Source organism: Streptomyces sp. NPDC044704, assembly GCF_056433525.1.
The window spans coordinates 81,373-96,174 of record NZ_JBWKGY010000018.1; the positions used below are offsets into that span (position 1 = coordinate 81,373).

Consider the following 14,802-nt stretch of genomic DNA (forward strand, 5'->3'; position numbering starts at 1 on the left):
CGTTACGCTCCTTATGGACGCATATGTGACGTGTGCACCCATCCGTACCGACGGAGGAGCCGGCCATGAGCCAGTACGACGAGTACTCGACGCCCTCGCAGGCCGAGGGCGAACGCCTCGACGAGGACATGGACGACAAGCAGCGCGAGCAGCGCCACCACCCGCAGACCGTGCGCACCACCCCCTCGCAGGCCGAGGGCGAGCGCAGCGCCGAGGACGACGAGACGAAGTAGCAGCGTCCGGGGCTCAGGGCGCGTCGACGGTGACCGTGAAGGAGAACCGGTCGCCCCGGTACCGGATCCGGGCCACGTCGGCCACCCGCCCGTCCTCGTCGTAGGTCACCCCCGTGTAGTGCAGGATCGGGCTCAGCAGCGGAACCCGCAGCAGTTCGGCCGTCACCGGGTCGGCCAGCCGCGCCTCGACCGTGTCCGTGATCCGGCTGATCCGTACGCCGACCACGTCGCGCAGCACCTTCGTCATCGGCCAGCGCACCAGGTCCGCCAGGTCCACCGCCTCGGCGAGCTCCGGGCGCACCGCGTTCTCCGCCCAGTTCGAGGGCTCGTCGCTCTCGCCGTCGTACCGGAGCCTGCGGTACGTGACGACCTCCGCCGTGTCCGGGAAGTGCTCCAGCAGCTCCCCGGACACCGGCGTGCGCTCATGGCCGAGAATCGTCGTCCGCTCGCCCGACTGCTGCGCCACGATCGCGTCGACCGAGCCCAGCAGCCGCACGGGGGCGCCGCGCCGCGCCCCCGGCTCGATGAAGGTCCCGCGCCGCCGGTGGCGGCTGATCAGGCCCTCGCCCTCCAGCTCCTTGAGCGCCTGGCGCATCGTCAGCACGCTCACCCCGTAGTGCTCGGCGAGCTGTTCCTCGGTCGGCAGCCGCAGGGAGGCGTCCGGGGTGCGCCCGAGTATCGAGGCGCGCAGGGACTGCGACACCTGATACCAGAGCGGCAGCTTCCGGTTCAGTACGAGGGAGTCGGGGGCGAAGGCGGTCACGGGTGGTTCTCCGTAGGGCTGGCCGGACGTCGTGCGGTGCGCATGCGCGAGCGGACTCCCGCCCGCGCATGCGCATGTTAGGCGCGGAAGTGGCGCTGGAGACCCTGCCATACGTCGTCGTATCCGCGCTGGAGGTGGTCGGCGTCCGCCGCTTGGGGGGTGGCGGTGATCGGCCAGCGGGTCTCGAACATGAAGGCCAGTCCGTCGTCGATCTTCTGCGGCTTCAGCTCGGCGGCGCTCGCCTTGTCGAAGGTCTCCCGGTCCGGACCGTGCGCGGACATCATGTTGTGCAGCGAGCCGCCGCCCGGGACGAAGCCCTCGGCCTTGGCGTCGTAGGCGCCCTCGATCAGGCCCATGTACTCGCTCATCACGTTCCGGTGGAAGTACGGCGGACGGAAGGTGTCCTCGCCGACCAGCCAGCGCGGCGCGAACACCACGAAGTCCACGCCCGCGAGACCGGGGGTGTCGGAGGGCGAGGTCAGCACCGTGAAGATCGACGGGTCCGGGTGGTCGTAGCTGATCGAGCCGATGACGTTGAACCGGCGCAGGTCGTACACGTACGGGACGTGCGTGCCGTGCCAGGCGACCACGTCGAGCGGCGAGTGGTCGTACGTCGCCGACCAGAGGTTGCCGCAGAACTTGTTGACCACCTCGGTCGGGCGCTCGCTGTCCTCGTACGCGGCCACCGGGGCCCGGAAGTCGCGCGCCGAGGCCAGGCCGTTGGCGCCGATCGGGCCGAGGCCGGGCAGCTCGAAGGGCTGGCCGTAGTTCTCGCAGACGTAGCCGCGCGCGGGGCCGTCGCCGGCGTCCAGCGGCTCGACGCGGAAGCGGACGCCGCGCGGGATCAGCGCCACCTCGCCCGGACCGGCGCTCAGCAGGCCGAGCTCGGTGCGCAGCAGCAGGCCGCCGCGCTCGGGGACGATCAGCAGCTCCCCGTCCGAGCTGCTGAACACCCGGTCCGTCATGGGGGCGTTCGCGGCGTAGAGGTGGATGGCCATGCCGGTGCGCTGGGCGGCGTCGCCGTTGCCGCCCAGGGTCCACAGGCCGGCCAGGAAGTCGGTGCCGGGGGCCGGGTCGGGCAGCGGGTTCCAGCGCAGCCGGTTCGGGTCGGGGACCGTCTCGGTGAAGGGCGCCGTGCGCAGGGCGCCGTTGTCGACGCGGGTGAAGGCCGGGTGCGCGGCCGAGGGGCGGATCCGGTAGAGCCAGGAGCGGCGGTTCTGGGCCCGCGGCTCGGTGAAGGCGCTGCCGCTGAGCTGCTCGGCGTACAGGCCGAGCGGGGCGCGCTGGGGCGAGTTCCGGCCGTGCGGGAGAGCGCCGGGCACGGCCTCCGAGCTGTGCTCGTTTCCGAAGCCGGTGAGGTACTCCAGCGCCTCCGCCGTCTTCCTGGCCTGCTCACTCATGTGCTGCTCCCGCTCCGTCGAAGGAATCCTATGGTCGACAGTAGGATTCCGCGACCCGCCCGTCAACGGTGCCCGGCGGCCGCGTCGCCCGCCTGGCTCGATCCGGCGGGTGCCGGCCGCCCGCCCCGTCGGGCCTCGGGCGGGGCTCGGGCGGGGCTCGGGCGGATCTTCGGCGGGCCTTCGGCGGGTCTTCAGCGGGGTCGATGTTCTGCCGGACGTACGGATTCCCGCAGAGGGGGATCCGAAAAGATGAACATTGCTCTACTCTCTCGCGCATGTCGTGGACCCGCAGGTTCCCTGCCGTGCCGGCGGCGCTCCTCGCCGCCCTCCTCGCGCTCCTGTCCCTCCTCGCCGCCGCGCCCGCCGCCCGCGCGCACGAGGAGCGCCCCGTCGCCCTCCCCGACGGCACCGGATCCGTCCCGCAGTACCGTTCCGCCGAACCCGACCTGCTGGTCTGCAAGACCGACCGGGCCGCCTTCGAACGCCGCACGTCCGGCTTCCCCGACGCCCTCAGACAACGCAACCTCGCCCTGTACGAGCGGTGCGAGAAGAGCGGCTACCGCCACCTCCAGGAAGCCGTCGACGCCGTCGACCGGCCCGGGATGAACATCGCGATCCTCCCCGGCCTCTACGAGGAGGAACCCTCGCTGCCCCCGCCCACCGGGGAGTGCGCCGCGCTCAAGGCCCCCAACTCCTCCTTCGGCTACCAGATCCTGTCCTACGAGCAGCAGGAGCAGTGCCGCCACAACCAGAACCTCGTCGCGATCCTCGGCAAGACCGACCTCCAGATCGAGGGCACCGGAGCCTCCCGCACGGACGTCGTCATCGACGCCAAGTACCGGAAGCTGAACGCACTGCGCGCCGACCGGTCCAACGGCATCTACTTCCGCAACTTCACCGCCCAGCGCACCACCTTCAACTCGCTGTACGTCCTCGCGGGCGACGGCTTCGTCATCGACGACGTACTGACCCGCTGGAACGACGAGTACGGCTTCCTCACCTTCGCCAGCGACCACGGCCTCTACAAGAACTGCGAGTCGTACGGCAACGGCGACTCCGGCATCTACCCCGGCAGCGCCTCCGACATCAACGACGGCCGCGGCTACGACGTCCCCCGCTACTCCATCGAGATCACCGGCTGCCGCAGCCACCACAACATGGTCGGCTACTCCGGCACCGCGGGAGACTCCGTCTGGGTCCACGACAACGAGTTCGACCAGAACATGGGCGGCGCCTCGATGGACAGCGCCTTCCCCGGCCACCCCGGACTCCCGCAGAACCACGCCCGGTTCGAGCGCAACCTCATCCACGACAACAACCAGGACTACTACCGGTACGTCGCCGACGGCACCTGCGCCAAACCGCCCGCAGAACGCGGCTACGAGCAGGGCGTCGTCTGCCCCCAGATCTCCATGCCCCCGGGCACCGGCATCATCACCGCGGGCGGCAACTGGAACCTCTACGAGGACAACTGGGTGTACGGGCACCGCCGCGCGGGCTTCTTCCTCAGTGCCGTGCCCGCCTTCATCCGCGGCGAGGAGGAGTGGTCGAAGCAGACCGACACCTCCCACCACAACCGCTACGCGGGCAACGTGCTCGGCAAGGACAAGTCCGGGGCCTCCCGCCCCAACGGCACGGACGTGTGGTGGGACGGCCAGGGCAAGGGCAACTGCTGGCAGGACGGACCCGACGGCTCCACCCCCGGCACGCTCCCGCAGTGCGGCGACCGCCGGGGCGCGGTGTCCGGCGCGTCGGCCCGCCTGGTGGGCGAACCGGTGAAACTCGCCCAGCTGCTGGTCTGCGCCGACTACAGCGTCCAGGCGCGCAAGCTCCCGGCGGGCTGCGACTGGTACGGAGCCCGCGGCCTGGAGCGGGTCGAGACCCAGATCGCCCTGGGGGCGGCCGCCGTGCTGCTGCTGGTCGGCGGGGTGCTGTGGCGGCGCCGGCTGCGTGGCTCCCGGCTGGGCGCGGCGGCGTCCCTCCTCGGCCTCGCCGGCCTCGCCCTGGACGTGGCCGGATCCACCATGCCCCTGGTGGACACCTTCGTCCCGGCCCTCGCCCTGCTCCTGCTGGGCCTGTGGTGGACGGGCGCCGGACTGGTCCTGCGCGCGGAACGCCCCTGGCTGGCCCGCCTCACCCTGCTCCTGGGAGCCCTGACCCTGCTGGACGCCTTCGACAAGGCCGTCCTGATGATCCCGTGGATCCCGCTGAGCCCCGCCTGGGTACGGGCCCTGCTCGCGGTGGTGTGGGTGCTGTGGGCCGTCGTCGCCTCGGCCCGCCCCGGCCCGCCCACCCCGGCCCACCCCGCGGGCCCCGGCGACGACCCGGAAGGCGACCGCGCCCCGACCCCGCCACCCCCGTCCCCACCCCTGACCACGACCGCCCCCACCCCATGACCCCCGCCCACCCGGCCCCCGCCCCCGGCCGGGCCAACCCCGGCCGGGCCCACGGTCCGCGGTGGCGGTGTGTGAGGCCGCGCCCGTGGCCCGCCGGGTACCGGGGCGTCATGGACCGGCGGGCCGGCCGTGGCGGGGGCCCGCGTGGGCGGAATTTCGATACGGCCCGTCCCCTGACCGGAGGTCCGCAGTGAGTGTCCGCCCCGAAGACCGCGTCCGCTGTGACGCGTGCGGGATACCGACCCGCGCCACCCGGCCGCCCCGCAGGCGCACCCGCGTCGCCGCACTGGTGGCCGTCCTCCTGGTCCTCGCGGGCGGCGCAGTGACCGGCTGCGGGGGCCGGGCCACCACCCACCACAAACCCGGCACCACCCACGAGGAGGCCTCCGGAGGAGTCGGGACCCTCCTGGAGGCACAGGACGGCACGGGACACCGACTGCGCGAGGTCCCCGCGCGGGGCGCGCCGGAGGTCCGGCTCACCGCACGCCCCGACTCCGAGGACGGCTGGAACCTCCAACTGGCCGTCACCAACTTCCGCTTCACCCCCGACAGCACCGGCGGAGGCGCCCTCCCGGGCGCCGGCCACGCCCACCTGGAGCTCGACGGCCGCAAGCTGGCCCGGCTGTACGGCCCCTGGTTCCACCTGCCCGCGGCGCAGGTGCCGGAGGGCGCGCACACCCTGACGGTCCGCCTCTACGCCGACGACCACACCGCCTGGGCCGTCGCCGGCAAGGCGGTCGAGGCCGGCCTCCCCCTGACCGCCGGCCCAGGGGGACAGGCCGCCCACAGCCACCCGGCAGACGCCCCGAGCGGCAGCGCCACCGGCACCCCGACCGGAGCCGCGACACCCACCGGAACCCCGCCGGCCGACCGGGCCGTCACCCTCACCGTCCGGGACGGCAAGGTGCACCCCGCCCCCGGCCGCACCGAGCTCAAGCGCGGCGAGCGCGTGGCCCTGCGCGTCACCAGCGACCGCGCGGACACCCTCCACGTCCACGGCTACGACAAGGAACTCGCCCTGCCCGCAGGACAGGAGGCGACCCTCGTTCTGACGGCAGACCGCGCAGGCCTCTTCGAGGTCGAAACCCACGAGTCCGAGCTGCTCCTGACCCAGCTCCTCGTCCGATGACGCCGGGCGGCCGGACGTCGTCGGAAAGCGCGCCGGGGGCTTGGCCCTGGCCCCCCGGCGAACCCGGCTCCGGCCTCGCCACCGGCCTCGCCCCCGGATTCGCCCCCGGTCCCGGCGAGGGCCCGGCCGGCGGGGCCGGCCAGGGCGTGGTCCTTCACCCGGCCGACCCGTCGACCCTGCTCGCGCACGGGATCGGATCCCAGCACGACCTGCCCATCTCCCCCTTCTACGCCTTCGCCGGCGCCTTCACCGCACTGTTCGTCTCCTTCCTGGCACTCGGCCTGCTCTGGTCCGCCTCCCGCTTCCGCGGCGACCGCTCCGGCCTCGCCCTGCCCGCCGGGCTCCAGCGGGTGGCCGACGCGCCGGCCACCCGCCTCACCCTGCGCGGACTCGGTCTCGCCGCAGCCCTCGCCGTCCTCCTCCACCTCCTCCTCGGTCCCGACGACCCCGCCCGCAACCCCGCACCGGGGGCCGTCTACGTCCTGCTCTGGGTCGGCCTCGTCCCCGCCTCCCTCCTCCTCGGCCCCGTCTGGCGCCTGATCAACCCGCTGCGCACCCTGCACCTCCTGCTCTCCCGGGGACGAGCCCGGCTCCGGGGCCGCCCGCCCGGACCCGGCCGCCCGCTGCCCGCCCGGCTCGGCCAATGGCCCGCCGCCGCAGGCCTGTTCGGCTTCACCTGGCTGGAGCTCGTCGCCCCCGATCCCGCATCCACCACCACCCTCCTGATCGCTCTCACCGGCTACGCCGCCGTCCACCTGCTCCTCGCCGCCCGCTTCGGCGAGCGCTGGTTCACCGACGCCGACGCCTTCGAGGCCTACTCCGGCCTCCTGGCCCGGCTCGCCCCGCTCGGCCGCCGCAGCGACGGCCGCCTGGTCCTGCGCAACCCCTTCCACGGACTCGACGCGACGCCCGAGCGGCCCGGACTCGTCGCCACCGTCTGCGTCCTCCTCGGTTCCACCGCCTACGACGGCTTCAGCGACAACCCCTCCTGGATCAACGCCGTTCAGACCTCCCCCCTCGGCCGTACCCCCACGGCCACGCTCGGACTGCTCGCTTCCATCGCCCTCGTCGCCACCCTCTACTGCCTGTGCGCGGCGGCCACCCGCCTCGTCGCCGGTCCTCACCCCGGCCCGCTGACCGCCTTCGCGCACTCACTCGTGCCGATCGCCGTCGGCTATCTCATCGCCCACTACTTCTCCCTCCTCGTCACCGAAGGACCACGCACAGTGAGCATCGCACTCGGCACTGACAACGGCCCCGAACCCAGTCCCCCCTTGGGTCCTGGCGGTCTGGCCACCCTCCAGGTCCTCGCCGTCGTCACCGGGCACGTACTCGGAGTGATCGCCGCCCACGACCGTTCCGTACGTCTCTTCCCGCCCGCCAAGGCGGTCGCCGGCCAACTCCCGCTGCTCGCGCTGATGATCGCTTACACCGTCGGCGGACTCGCCCTCCTGCTGAACTGACCGCCCGCCGGAGGCGGAAGGGGGGACTGCGGGGGAGGGGGACGATTCACGAGGGGCGGGGCCGGGAACGCTGGACCGAAAAGCCAGGAGCGGCATGATGGACCCCGTGCCTCCCGCCCACCCCCTGCGCCGGACCCCCGTCCAGCAACGCAGCGCCGACCGCCTCGTCCGGATCCTCGACGCCTGCGCCGAACTCCTCGACGAGACCGGGTACGAGAACCTCAGTACCCGGGCCGTCGCCCTGCGCGCCGGAGTGCCCATCGGCTCCGTCTACCGCTTCTTCGGCAACAAGCGGGCGATGGCCATCGCCCTGGCCCACCGCAACCTCGACCGCTACGCCGACGGCATCCAGGAACGCCTCGCCGCACTCCCCGCCGCCGACTGGCGGCCGGCGGTCGACGCGGTGCTGGACGAGTACCTGGCCATGAAGCGCAGCGTCCCCGGGTTCGCCCTGGTCGACTTCGGGGTGCCCGCGCCGCCCGCCGACGGTCCGGCCGCCGACCCGAACAACCTCGTCGCCGCCCGCCTGACCGAACTGCTCTGCGCGCACCTCGGCCTGACCCCCGGTGCCGAGCTCCGCAGGGCGGTCCTGGTGGCGGTGGAGGCGACCGACGCGCTGATCCAGCTCGCCTTCCGGACGGACCCGGCCGGAGACCCCGGAATCGTCGCCGAGACCCGGGCCATGATGCAGGCCTACCTGGCCCGCGTCCTCGACTGAACCGGCTTCCGCCCCGCGCCGGCCTCCCGTCCAACCGGATCCGCCCCGGACTCCGCGTCGAACGGGCGGCCGCAGACCCCTCCCCGCCGTGCCTACCGGTCGGTATGCTCGGTGCGCCCGCCGCCCAGCCCCTCCGGAGGCAGGGCCCGGCCCGTGCCCGCGCTGCAGCCCGCCGCCCTACAGGAGCGTCCATGCCCCGCACCGCCCCGCGCATCTGCCCGCTCTGCGAAGCCACGTGCGGCCTCACCCTCACCATCGAGGGCACCACCGTCACCGGCGCCCGGGGCGACCGCGACGACGTCTTCAGCCGCGGCTTCATCTGCCCCAAGGGCGCCGCCTTCGGCGCGCTCGACGCCGACCCCGACCGGCTGCGCACCCCCCTCGTCCGCCGCGGCGGACGCCTGCGCGAGGCCGGCTGGGACGAGGCGTACGAGGCCGTCGCCGCCGCGGTGCCGGCCCTCGTCGCGGAGTACGGGGCCCAGTCCGTCGGCGTCGTCCTCGGCAATCCGAACGTCCACACCATGGCCGGCGCCCTCTACCCGCCGCTCCTCGTCAACGCCCTCGGCACCCGCAACCTGTTCACCGCCAGCACCCTGGACCAGATGCCCAAGCACGTGTCCAGCGGGCTCCTGTTCGGCGACCCCTTCGCCATCCCCGTCCCCGACCTGGACCGTACGGACTTCCTCCTGGTCCTCGGCGCCAACCCGGTCGAGTCGAACGGATCCCTCTGCACCGCCCCCGACTTCCCCGGCCGCCTCAAGGCGCTGCGCGCCCGCGGCGGCACGCTCGTCGTCGTCGACCCGCGCCGTACGCGCACCGCCCGCCTCGCCGACTGGCACCTCGCCCCGCGCCCCGGCAGCGACGCCCTGCTGCTGGCCGCGCTCGCGCACACCCTGCTCACGGAGAAGCTCGCGGATCCCGGCCCGCTCACCGACCACCTCGAAGGGCTCCGGGAACTCGCCGACGCCCTCGGGAGTTTCACCCCTGAGGCAGCAGCCCCCGCCTGCGACCTCCCGGCCGCCGAGATCCGCGCCCTCGCCCGCGAACTCGCGGCCGCGCCGACCGCCGCCGTCTACGGCCGGATCGGCAGCTGCACCGTGGAGTACGGAACCCTCGCCAGCTGGCTGGTCGACGTGCTGAACATCCTCACCGGCAACCTCGACCGCCCGGGCGGAGCCCTCTTCCCGCTCGCCGCGGCCGGCCCGCGGCCCCGTCCCGCCGGACCGGGCCGCGGGTTCGCCCTCGGACGCTGGCACAGCCGGGTCAGCGGCCACCCCGAGGCGAAGAGCGAACTGCCCATCGCCTCCCTGGCCGAGGAGATCCAGACCCCCGGCGAGGGGCGGATCCGTGCCCTCATCTCCATCGCAGCCAACCCGGTGCTGTCCGCCCCCGACGGCCGCCGGCTCGACGCCGCCCTCGCCGGACTCGACTTCATGGTCAGCGTCGACCCCTACCTCAACGAGACCTCGCGGCACGCCCACGTCGTCCTGCCCCCGCCGCCGCCCTCCCAGAGCGCGCACCACGACTTCGCCTTCAACGGCTTCGCCGTACACAACCAGGTCCGCTACACCCGCCCGGCCGTTCCCCTCGAAGCGGACCGGCTGGACGAGTGCGAGATCCACGCCCGTCTCGTCCTGGCCGTCTCCGGCACGCACGGCTCCGCCGAGCCCTCCGCGGTCGACGACCTCGCCATCCGGGCCGCCCTCGCCAAGGAAACCGCCGACCGGCACTCCCCGCTGCACGGAGCCGACCCGGCGCGCCTCGCCGGCCTCCTCACCGGTGAGAACGGCCCCGAGCGGCGGCTCGACCTGATGCTCCGGCTCGGCCCGTACGGGGACCGGTTCGGGGCGGCCGGGAACGACGCCGCCGCCACGAGCGCCGGCCACCGGTCGGGCGGCGGCCCGGACGCGGCGGAGCCCAGGGCCGGGCTCAGCCTGGAACGGCTGCTCGCCCACCCGCACGGCATCGACCTGGGCCCGCTGAGGCCCCGGCTTCCGGGCGTGCTCAGGACCCGCAGCGGCAGGATCGAGCTGCTCCCGGACCCGATCGCGGCCGAGCTCCCCAGGCTCCGCGCGGCGCTCGCCGAACGCCCCGCCGCCCTGGTGCTCGTGGGTCGCCGCCACCTGCGGTCCAACAACAGCTGGTTGCACAACGTCCCGGCCCTCGTCGGAGGTTCCAACCGCTGCACCCTCCAGGTCCACCCCGAGGACGCAGCCCGGCACGGCCTCACCGACGGCGGGCGCGCCAGGCTCACCGCGGACGGCGGCAGCCTGGACGTACCCGTGGAGATCACCGACGCCGTCCGCGCGGGCGTCGTCAGCCTCCCGCACGGCTGGGGTCACGACCGGGCCGGCACCCGCCTCACGGTGGCCGCCGCCGACCCCGGAGCCAACGTGAACCAGCTGCTCGACGGCACCCTGCTGGACCCCCTGTCCGGCACGGCGGTGCTCAACGCCTTCCCGGTCCAGCTGGCACCCCTGCCCTGAGCTGGGGTTTTGCTCGTATTGCTCACGCGCGGACATCTTGTTGGGTCCAGGAGGCGGCACCTACGTTCCCTGCATGCTGACCTTCCTCGGCTTCGCCATGATCGCGACTTTCCTGGTCCTGATCATGCTGAAGAAAATGTCGCCCATCGCGGCGCTCGTGCTCATCCCCGCGCTCTTCTGCGTGTTCGCCGGCAAGGGCGCACACCTCGGGGACTACGTCATCGACGGGGTCGGCAAACTCGCGCCGACCGCCGCGATGCTGATGTTCGCCATCGTCTACTTCGGCGTGATGATCGACGTCGGTCTCTTCGACCCGATCGTGCGCGGCATCCTGCGCTTCTGCAAGGCCGACCCGATGCGCGTGGTGGTGGGCACGGCCGTACTCGCCGCGATCGTCTCGCTCGACGGGGACGGCTCGACCACCTTCATGATCACGGTTTCGGCGATGTATCCGCTGTACAAGCGGCTGGGCCTGAGCCTGGTGGTCATGACCGGCGTCGCCGCGACCGCCAACGGTGTCATGAACACCCTGCCCTGGGGCGGCCCCACGGCCCGCGCGGCCACCGCCCTCAAGCTCGACGCGGCCGACATCTTCGTCCCGATGATCCCCGCGCTCGCCGCCGGTCTGCTCTTCGTCTTCGTGCTGGCCTACGTCCTGGGCGTCAAGGAGCGCCGCCGGGTCGGTTCCCTGGTGATGCCCGGCGGGGAAGGCGAGGAGAGTGCCGCGGAGGTCCTGGTCCCGGCGGGCGCCCGCGCCGACGGCGGCAAGCGTCCGGGCAGTGGCAGCGGCAGCGGCGCAGGTACCGGCGCCACCTCGCCGGCCTCCGGTTCCGTCCCCGGCCCGCGGGCCTCGGACCCCGCCGGGCCCGCCGGGGAGCCGGCCGGGCGCGTCGACGCCGCCGGTTCGCCGGACGAGGACGGCTTCCAGGGCCTGGACCCCCACCGCCCGACGCTCCGCCCCCGCCTCTACTGGTTCAACGCGGGCCTGACCGTCGCCCTGCTCACCGCCATGATCACGGAGCTGCTGCCGATCCCGGTGCTCTTCCTCCTCGGCGCGGCCCTCGCCCTGACCGTGAACTTCCCCCACATGCCCGACCAGAAGGCCCGGATCGCCGCGCACGCGGACAACGTCCTCAACGTGGCGGGCATGGTCTTCGCCGCCGCAGTCTTCACCGGGGTCCTCACCGGAACGGGCATGGTCAAGGACATGGCCGACTGGCTGGTCGGGGCCATCCCGGAGGGCATGGGGCCGCACATGGCCCTGGTCACCGGACTGCTCAGCCTGCCGCTGACCTACTTCATGTCGAACGACGGCTTCTACTTCGGCGTCCTGCCGGTGCTGGCCGAGGCGGGTGCCGCCCACGGCGTGTCGCCGTTGGAGATCGCCCGCGCCTCCCTGGTCGGCCAGGCCCTCCACATGTCCAGCCCGCTGGTTCCGGCCGTCTACGTCCTCGTCGGCATGGCCAAGGTCGAGTTCGGCGACCACACCCGCTTCACCGTGAAGTGGGCGGCCCTCACCTCCCTCGTGGTCCTCGGGGCGGGGATGCTTTTCGGCATCATCTGATCCGGTCCGCCCCTGGCGCCCAGAAAACTACCGGCGCTAGTTTGTAGGCTGTCGGCGACGTCAGGTCTACAGGTCTACGCGCTCGTGCGTGCTCGGGAGGAATGCCATGAAGGCCCACGACGGGATGTACATCGGCGGGGCGTGGGTGCCCGCCGCCGGAACCGGCCGGATCGAGGTCGTCAACCCGGCGGACGAGCAGGTCATCGCCGAGGTCCCGGCCGGCAGCGCCGAGGACGTGGACGCGGCCGTACGCGCCGCCCGCGCGGCGTTCCCCGGCTGGGCGGCCACCGCCCCGGCCGAACGGGCGGCCCTGATCGGCGCCCTCCGGGACGTACTGGCCGCCCGCAAGGCCGAGATGGCCGAGACGATCACGGCCGAACTCGGTTCCCCGCTCGGCTTCGCGGAGGCCGTGCACGTCGGCTCGCCCATCGCCGTGGCCGGCTCGTACGCCGAACTGGGGGCCTCGTACGGCTTCGAGGAGCGGATCGGGAACTCCACCGTGCTGCTGGAGCCCGTCGGCGTGGTCGGCGCGATCACCCCCTGGAACTACCCGCTGCACCAGATCGTTGCCAAGGTGGCACCCGCACTCGCCGCCGGCTGCACCGTCGTCCTCAAGCCGGCCGAGGACACCCCGCTGACCGCACAGCTCTTCGCCGAAGCCGTGCACGAGGCGGGCGTCCCGGCCGGAGTCTTCAACCTGGTGACCGGAACCGGACCGGTCGCCGGGCAGGCGCTGGCCGAGCACGAAGGAGTCGACCTCGTCTCCTTCACCGGCTCGACCGCCGTCGGAAAGAAGATCGGCGCGATAGCCGGCGCCGCGATCAAGCGCGTCGCCCTCGAACTGGGCGGCAAGTCGGCCAACGTCATCCTGCCCGGGGCGGACCTCGCCAAGGCCGTCGCGGTGGGCGTCGGCCACGTCATGAACAACTCCGGCCAGAGCTGCAACGCCCTCACGCGCATGCTCGTGCACCGGGACCAGTACGAGGAGGCCGTCGCCCTCGCGGCCACCGCCGTCACCAAGTACCCCTCCGGCGACCCGCGCGACCCGGGCACCCGCCTCGGCCCGGTCGTCAACGCGACCCAGCGCGACCGCGTCCGCGCGTACATCGCCAAGGGCGTCGAGGAAGGCGCGCGCCTCGTCGCGGGCGGGCCCGACAGCCCGCACGAGCAGGGGTACTTCATCGCCCCGACCGTCTTCGCCGACGTCACCCCCGAGATGACGATCGCCCAGGAGGAGATCTTCGGCCCGGTACTGGCGATCCTCCCCTACGCCGACGAGGACGACGCCCTCGCCATCGCCAACGGCACCGTCTACGGCCTGGGCGGCGCGGTGTGGGCCGCCGACGAGGAGACGGCCGTGGCCTTCGCCCGCCGCATGGACACCGGCCAGGTGGACATCAACGGCGGCCGCTTCAACGTGCGCGCCCCGTTCGGCGGGTACAAGCAGTCGGGCGTCGGCCGCGAGCTGGGCCCGCACGGCCTGGGGGAGTACCTCCAGACCAAGTCCCTGCAGTTCTAGCCGCACCGAGACGGAGAAGAACACCATGGTCCGCGCCGCCGTCCTGCCCGCCGTCGGAGCCCCGCTGGAGATACGGGAGATCGTGCTGCCCGAGCCCGGCCCCGGCCAGGTCCGGGTGCGGCTCGCCGCAGCCGGGGTCTGCCACTCCGACCTCTCCCTCACCAACGGCACCATGAGGGTGCCCGTCCCCGCGATCCTCGGGCACGAGGGCGCGGGCACGGTCCTCGCCGTCGGGGAGGGCGTCACGCACGTCGCCCCGGGGGACGGGGTGGTGCTCAACTGGGCGCCGTCCTGCGGAGAGTGCCACCACTGCCGCATCGGCGAGGTCTGGCTCTGCGCCAAGGCGCTGACGGGCGTCGGCGCGGTCCACGCCCACGACGCAGAGGGCACCGAACTGCACCCCGGGCTCAACGTCGCGGCCTTCGCCGAGGAGACCGTCGTCGCGGCCAACTGCGTCCTGCCCGCGCCCGCGGGGATCCCGCTCACCGAGGCAGCCCTCCTCGGCTGCGCCGTCCTCACCGGCTACGGCGCCGTCCACCACAGCGCGCAGGTCTTCCCGGGTGAATCGGTGGCCGTGTTCGGCGTCGGCGGGGTCGGCCTCGCCGCGCTCCAGGCGGCCCGGATCGCGCAGGCCGGTCCCATCGTCGCCGTGGACGTCTCCCCGGCCAAGGAGGAGCTCGCGCGGGCGGCCGGAGCCACCGAGTTCGTGCTCGCCTCCGACACCACCGCCAAGCAGGTCCGCGCGCTCACCGGCGGGCAGGGCGTGGACGTCGCCGTCGAATGCGTGGGCCGGGCGGAGAGCATCCGCGGAGCCTGGGAGTCGACGCGCCGGGGCGGCCGGACGACGGTCGTCGGGATCGGGGGCAAGGAACAGCAGGTCACCTTCCACGCCCTGGAGATCTTCCACTTCGCCCGCACCCTCAGCGGCTGCGTCTACGGCAACAGCGACCCCGCCCGCGACCTCCCGGTGATCGCCGACCACGTCCTCGCGGGCCGCCTGGACCTCGGGTCCATGGTCACCGACCGCATCACCCTCGACGGCATCCCGGCGGCCTTCGACGCGATGCTCGCGGGCAAGGGAGGCCGCTCGCTGGTCGTCTTCTGACCCCGGCCCCTGCCCGACCCGGCCCC

At 73.4% G+C, this 14,802-nt stretch carries 11 protein-coding genes; 9 read left to right on the top strand and 2 right to left on the bottom strand.

Annotated elements, in window-relative coordinates; translation table 11 throughout:
• Positions 1-65 precede the first annotated feature (65 nt).
• Positions 66-233 (top strand): hypothetical protein, encoded by a 168-nt coding sequence (locus AC07B0_RS31870; RefSeq protein WP_356874803.1) that lies wholly within the window; start codon positions 66-68, stop codon positions 231-233.
• Positions 234-246: 13 nt separating this feature from the next.
• On the opposite strand, the gene AC07B0_RS31875 is transcribed toward AC07B0_RS31870, so the two are convergent.
• The gene (locus tag AC07B0_RS31875; RefSeq protein ID WP_356874805.1) at positions 247-996 is read right to left on the bottom strand and encodes a GntR family transcriptional regulator; all 750 of its coding nucleotides are present in this window, start codon (positions 994-996) and stop codon (positions 247-249) included.
• Between the two features lie 77 nt (positions 997-1,073).
• A complete protein-coding gene (gene hmgA, locus AC07B0_RS31880) occupies positions 1,074-2,396 on the bottom strand; it encodes a homogentisate 1,2-dioxygenase (protein WP_467294631.1) in 1,323 nt (440 codons plus the stop codon).
• Positions 2,397-2,671: 275 nt separating this feature from the next.
• On the opposite strand from hmgA, the gene AC07B0_RS31885 reads away from it, so the two are divergent.
• The 8 genes from AC07B0_RS31885 (at position 2,672) to AC07B0_RS31920 (ending at position 14,776) form a co-directional block, all read left to right on the top strand.
• Entirely contained in the window at positions 2,672-4,792 is a 2,121-nt protein-coding gene (locus tag AC07B0_RS31885) for a right-handed parallel beta-helix repeat-containing protein (protein ID WP_478899484.1), read from the top strand.
• Between the two features lie 235 nt (positions 4,793-5,027).
• A complete protein-coding gene (locus AC07B0_RS31890; protein WP_469381824.1) occupies positions 5,028-5,921 on the top strand; it encodes a cupredoxin domain-containing protein in 894 nt (297 codons plus the stop codon).
• Between the two features lie 146 nt (positions 5,922-6,067).
• Positions 6,068-7,384 (top strand): hypothetical protein, encoded by a 1,317-nt coding sequence (locus AC07B0_RS31895; protein ID WP_356874811.1) that lies wholly within the window; start codon positions 6,068-6,070, stop codon positions 7,382-7,384.
• A 97-nt stretch (positions 7,385-7,481) separates the two neighbouring features.
• Positions 7,482-8,102 carry a TetR/AcrR family transcriptional regulator gene (locus tag AC07B0_RS31900; protein WP_467294732.1) on the top strand — a complete coding sequence of 207 codons (621 nt, stop codon included), beginning with the start codon at positions 7,482-7,484 and terminating at the stop codon, positions 8,100-8,102.
• Positions 8,103-8,293: 191 nt separating this feature from the next.
• Positions 8,294-10,588, top strand: a complete 2,295-nt coding sequence (locus tag AC07B0_RS31905; RefSeq protein ID WP_478899486.1) for a molybdopterin-dependent oxidoreductase — start codon at positions 8,294-8,296, stop codon at positions 10,586-10,588.
• A 73-nt stretch (positions 10,589-10,661) separates the two neighbouring features.
• Positions 10,662-12,152, top strand: a complete 1,491-nt coding sequence (locus tag AC07B0_RS31910) for a CitMHS family transporter (RefSeq protein WP_478899487.1) — start codon at positions 10,662-10,664, stop codon at positions 12,150-12,152.
• A gap of 106 nt (positions 12,153-12,258) precedes the next feature.
• Positions 12,259-13,671: an aldehyde dehydrogenase family protein gene (locus AC07B0_RS31915; RefSeq protein ID WP_356874817.1), complete on the top strand. Its 1,413-nt coding sequence runs from the start codon at positions 12,259-12,261 to the stop codon at positions 13,669-13,671.
• 25 nt (positions 13,672-13,696) lie between these two features.
• Positions 13,697-14,776: a Zn-dependent alcohol dehydrogenase gene (locus AC07B0_RS31920; protein WP_478899489.1), complete on the top strand. Its 1,080-nt coding sequence runs from the start codon at positions 13,697-13,699 to the stop codon at positions 14,774-14,776.
• Positions 14,777-14,802 lie beyond the last annotated feature (26 nt).

Coding starts and splice junctions, on each gene's coding strand:
- AC07B0_RS31870 (WP_356874803.1), top strand. CDS start 66: ATGAGCCAGTACGACGAGTACTCGACGCCCTCGCAGGCCGAGGGCGAA.
- hmgA (WP_467294631.1), bottom strand. CDS start 2,396: ATGAGTGAGCAGGCCAGGAAGACGGCGGAGGCGCTGGAGTACCTCACC.
- AC07B0_RS31885 (WP_478899484.1), top strand. CDS start 2,672: ATGTCGTGGACCCGCAGGTTCCCTGCCGTGCCGGCGGCGCTCCTCGCC.
- AC07B0_RS31900 (WP_467294732.1), top strand. CDS start 7,482: ATGGACCCCGTGCCTCCCGCCCACCCCCTGCGCCGGACCCCCGTCCAG.
- AC07B0_RS31905 (WP_478899486.1), top strand. CDS start 8,294: ATGCCCCGCACCGCCCCGCGCATCTGCCCGCTCTGCGAAGCCACGTGC.
- AC07B0_RS31910 (WP_478899487.1), top strand. CDS start 10,662: ATGCTGACCTTCCTCGGCTTCGCCATGATCGCGACTTTCCTGGTCCTG.
- AC07B0_RS31915 (WP_356874817.1), top strand. CDS start 12,259: ATGAAGGCCCACGACGGGATGTACATCGGCGGGGCGTGGGTGCCCGCC.
- AC07B0_RS31920 (WP_478899489.1), top strand. CDS start 13,697: ATGGTCCGCGCCGCCGTCCTGCCCGCCGTCGGAGCCCCGCTGGAGATA.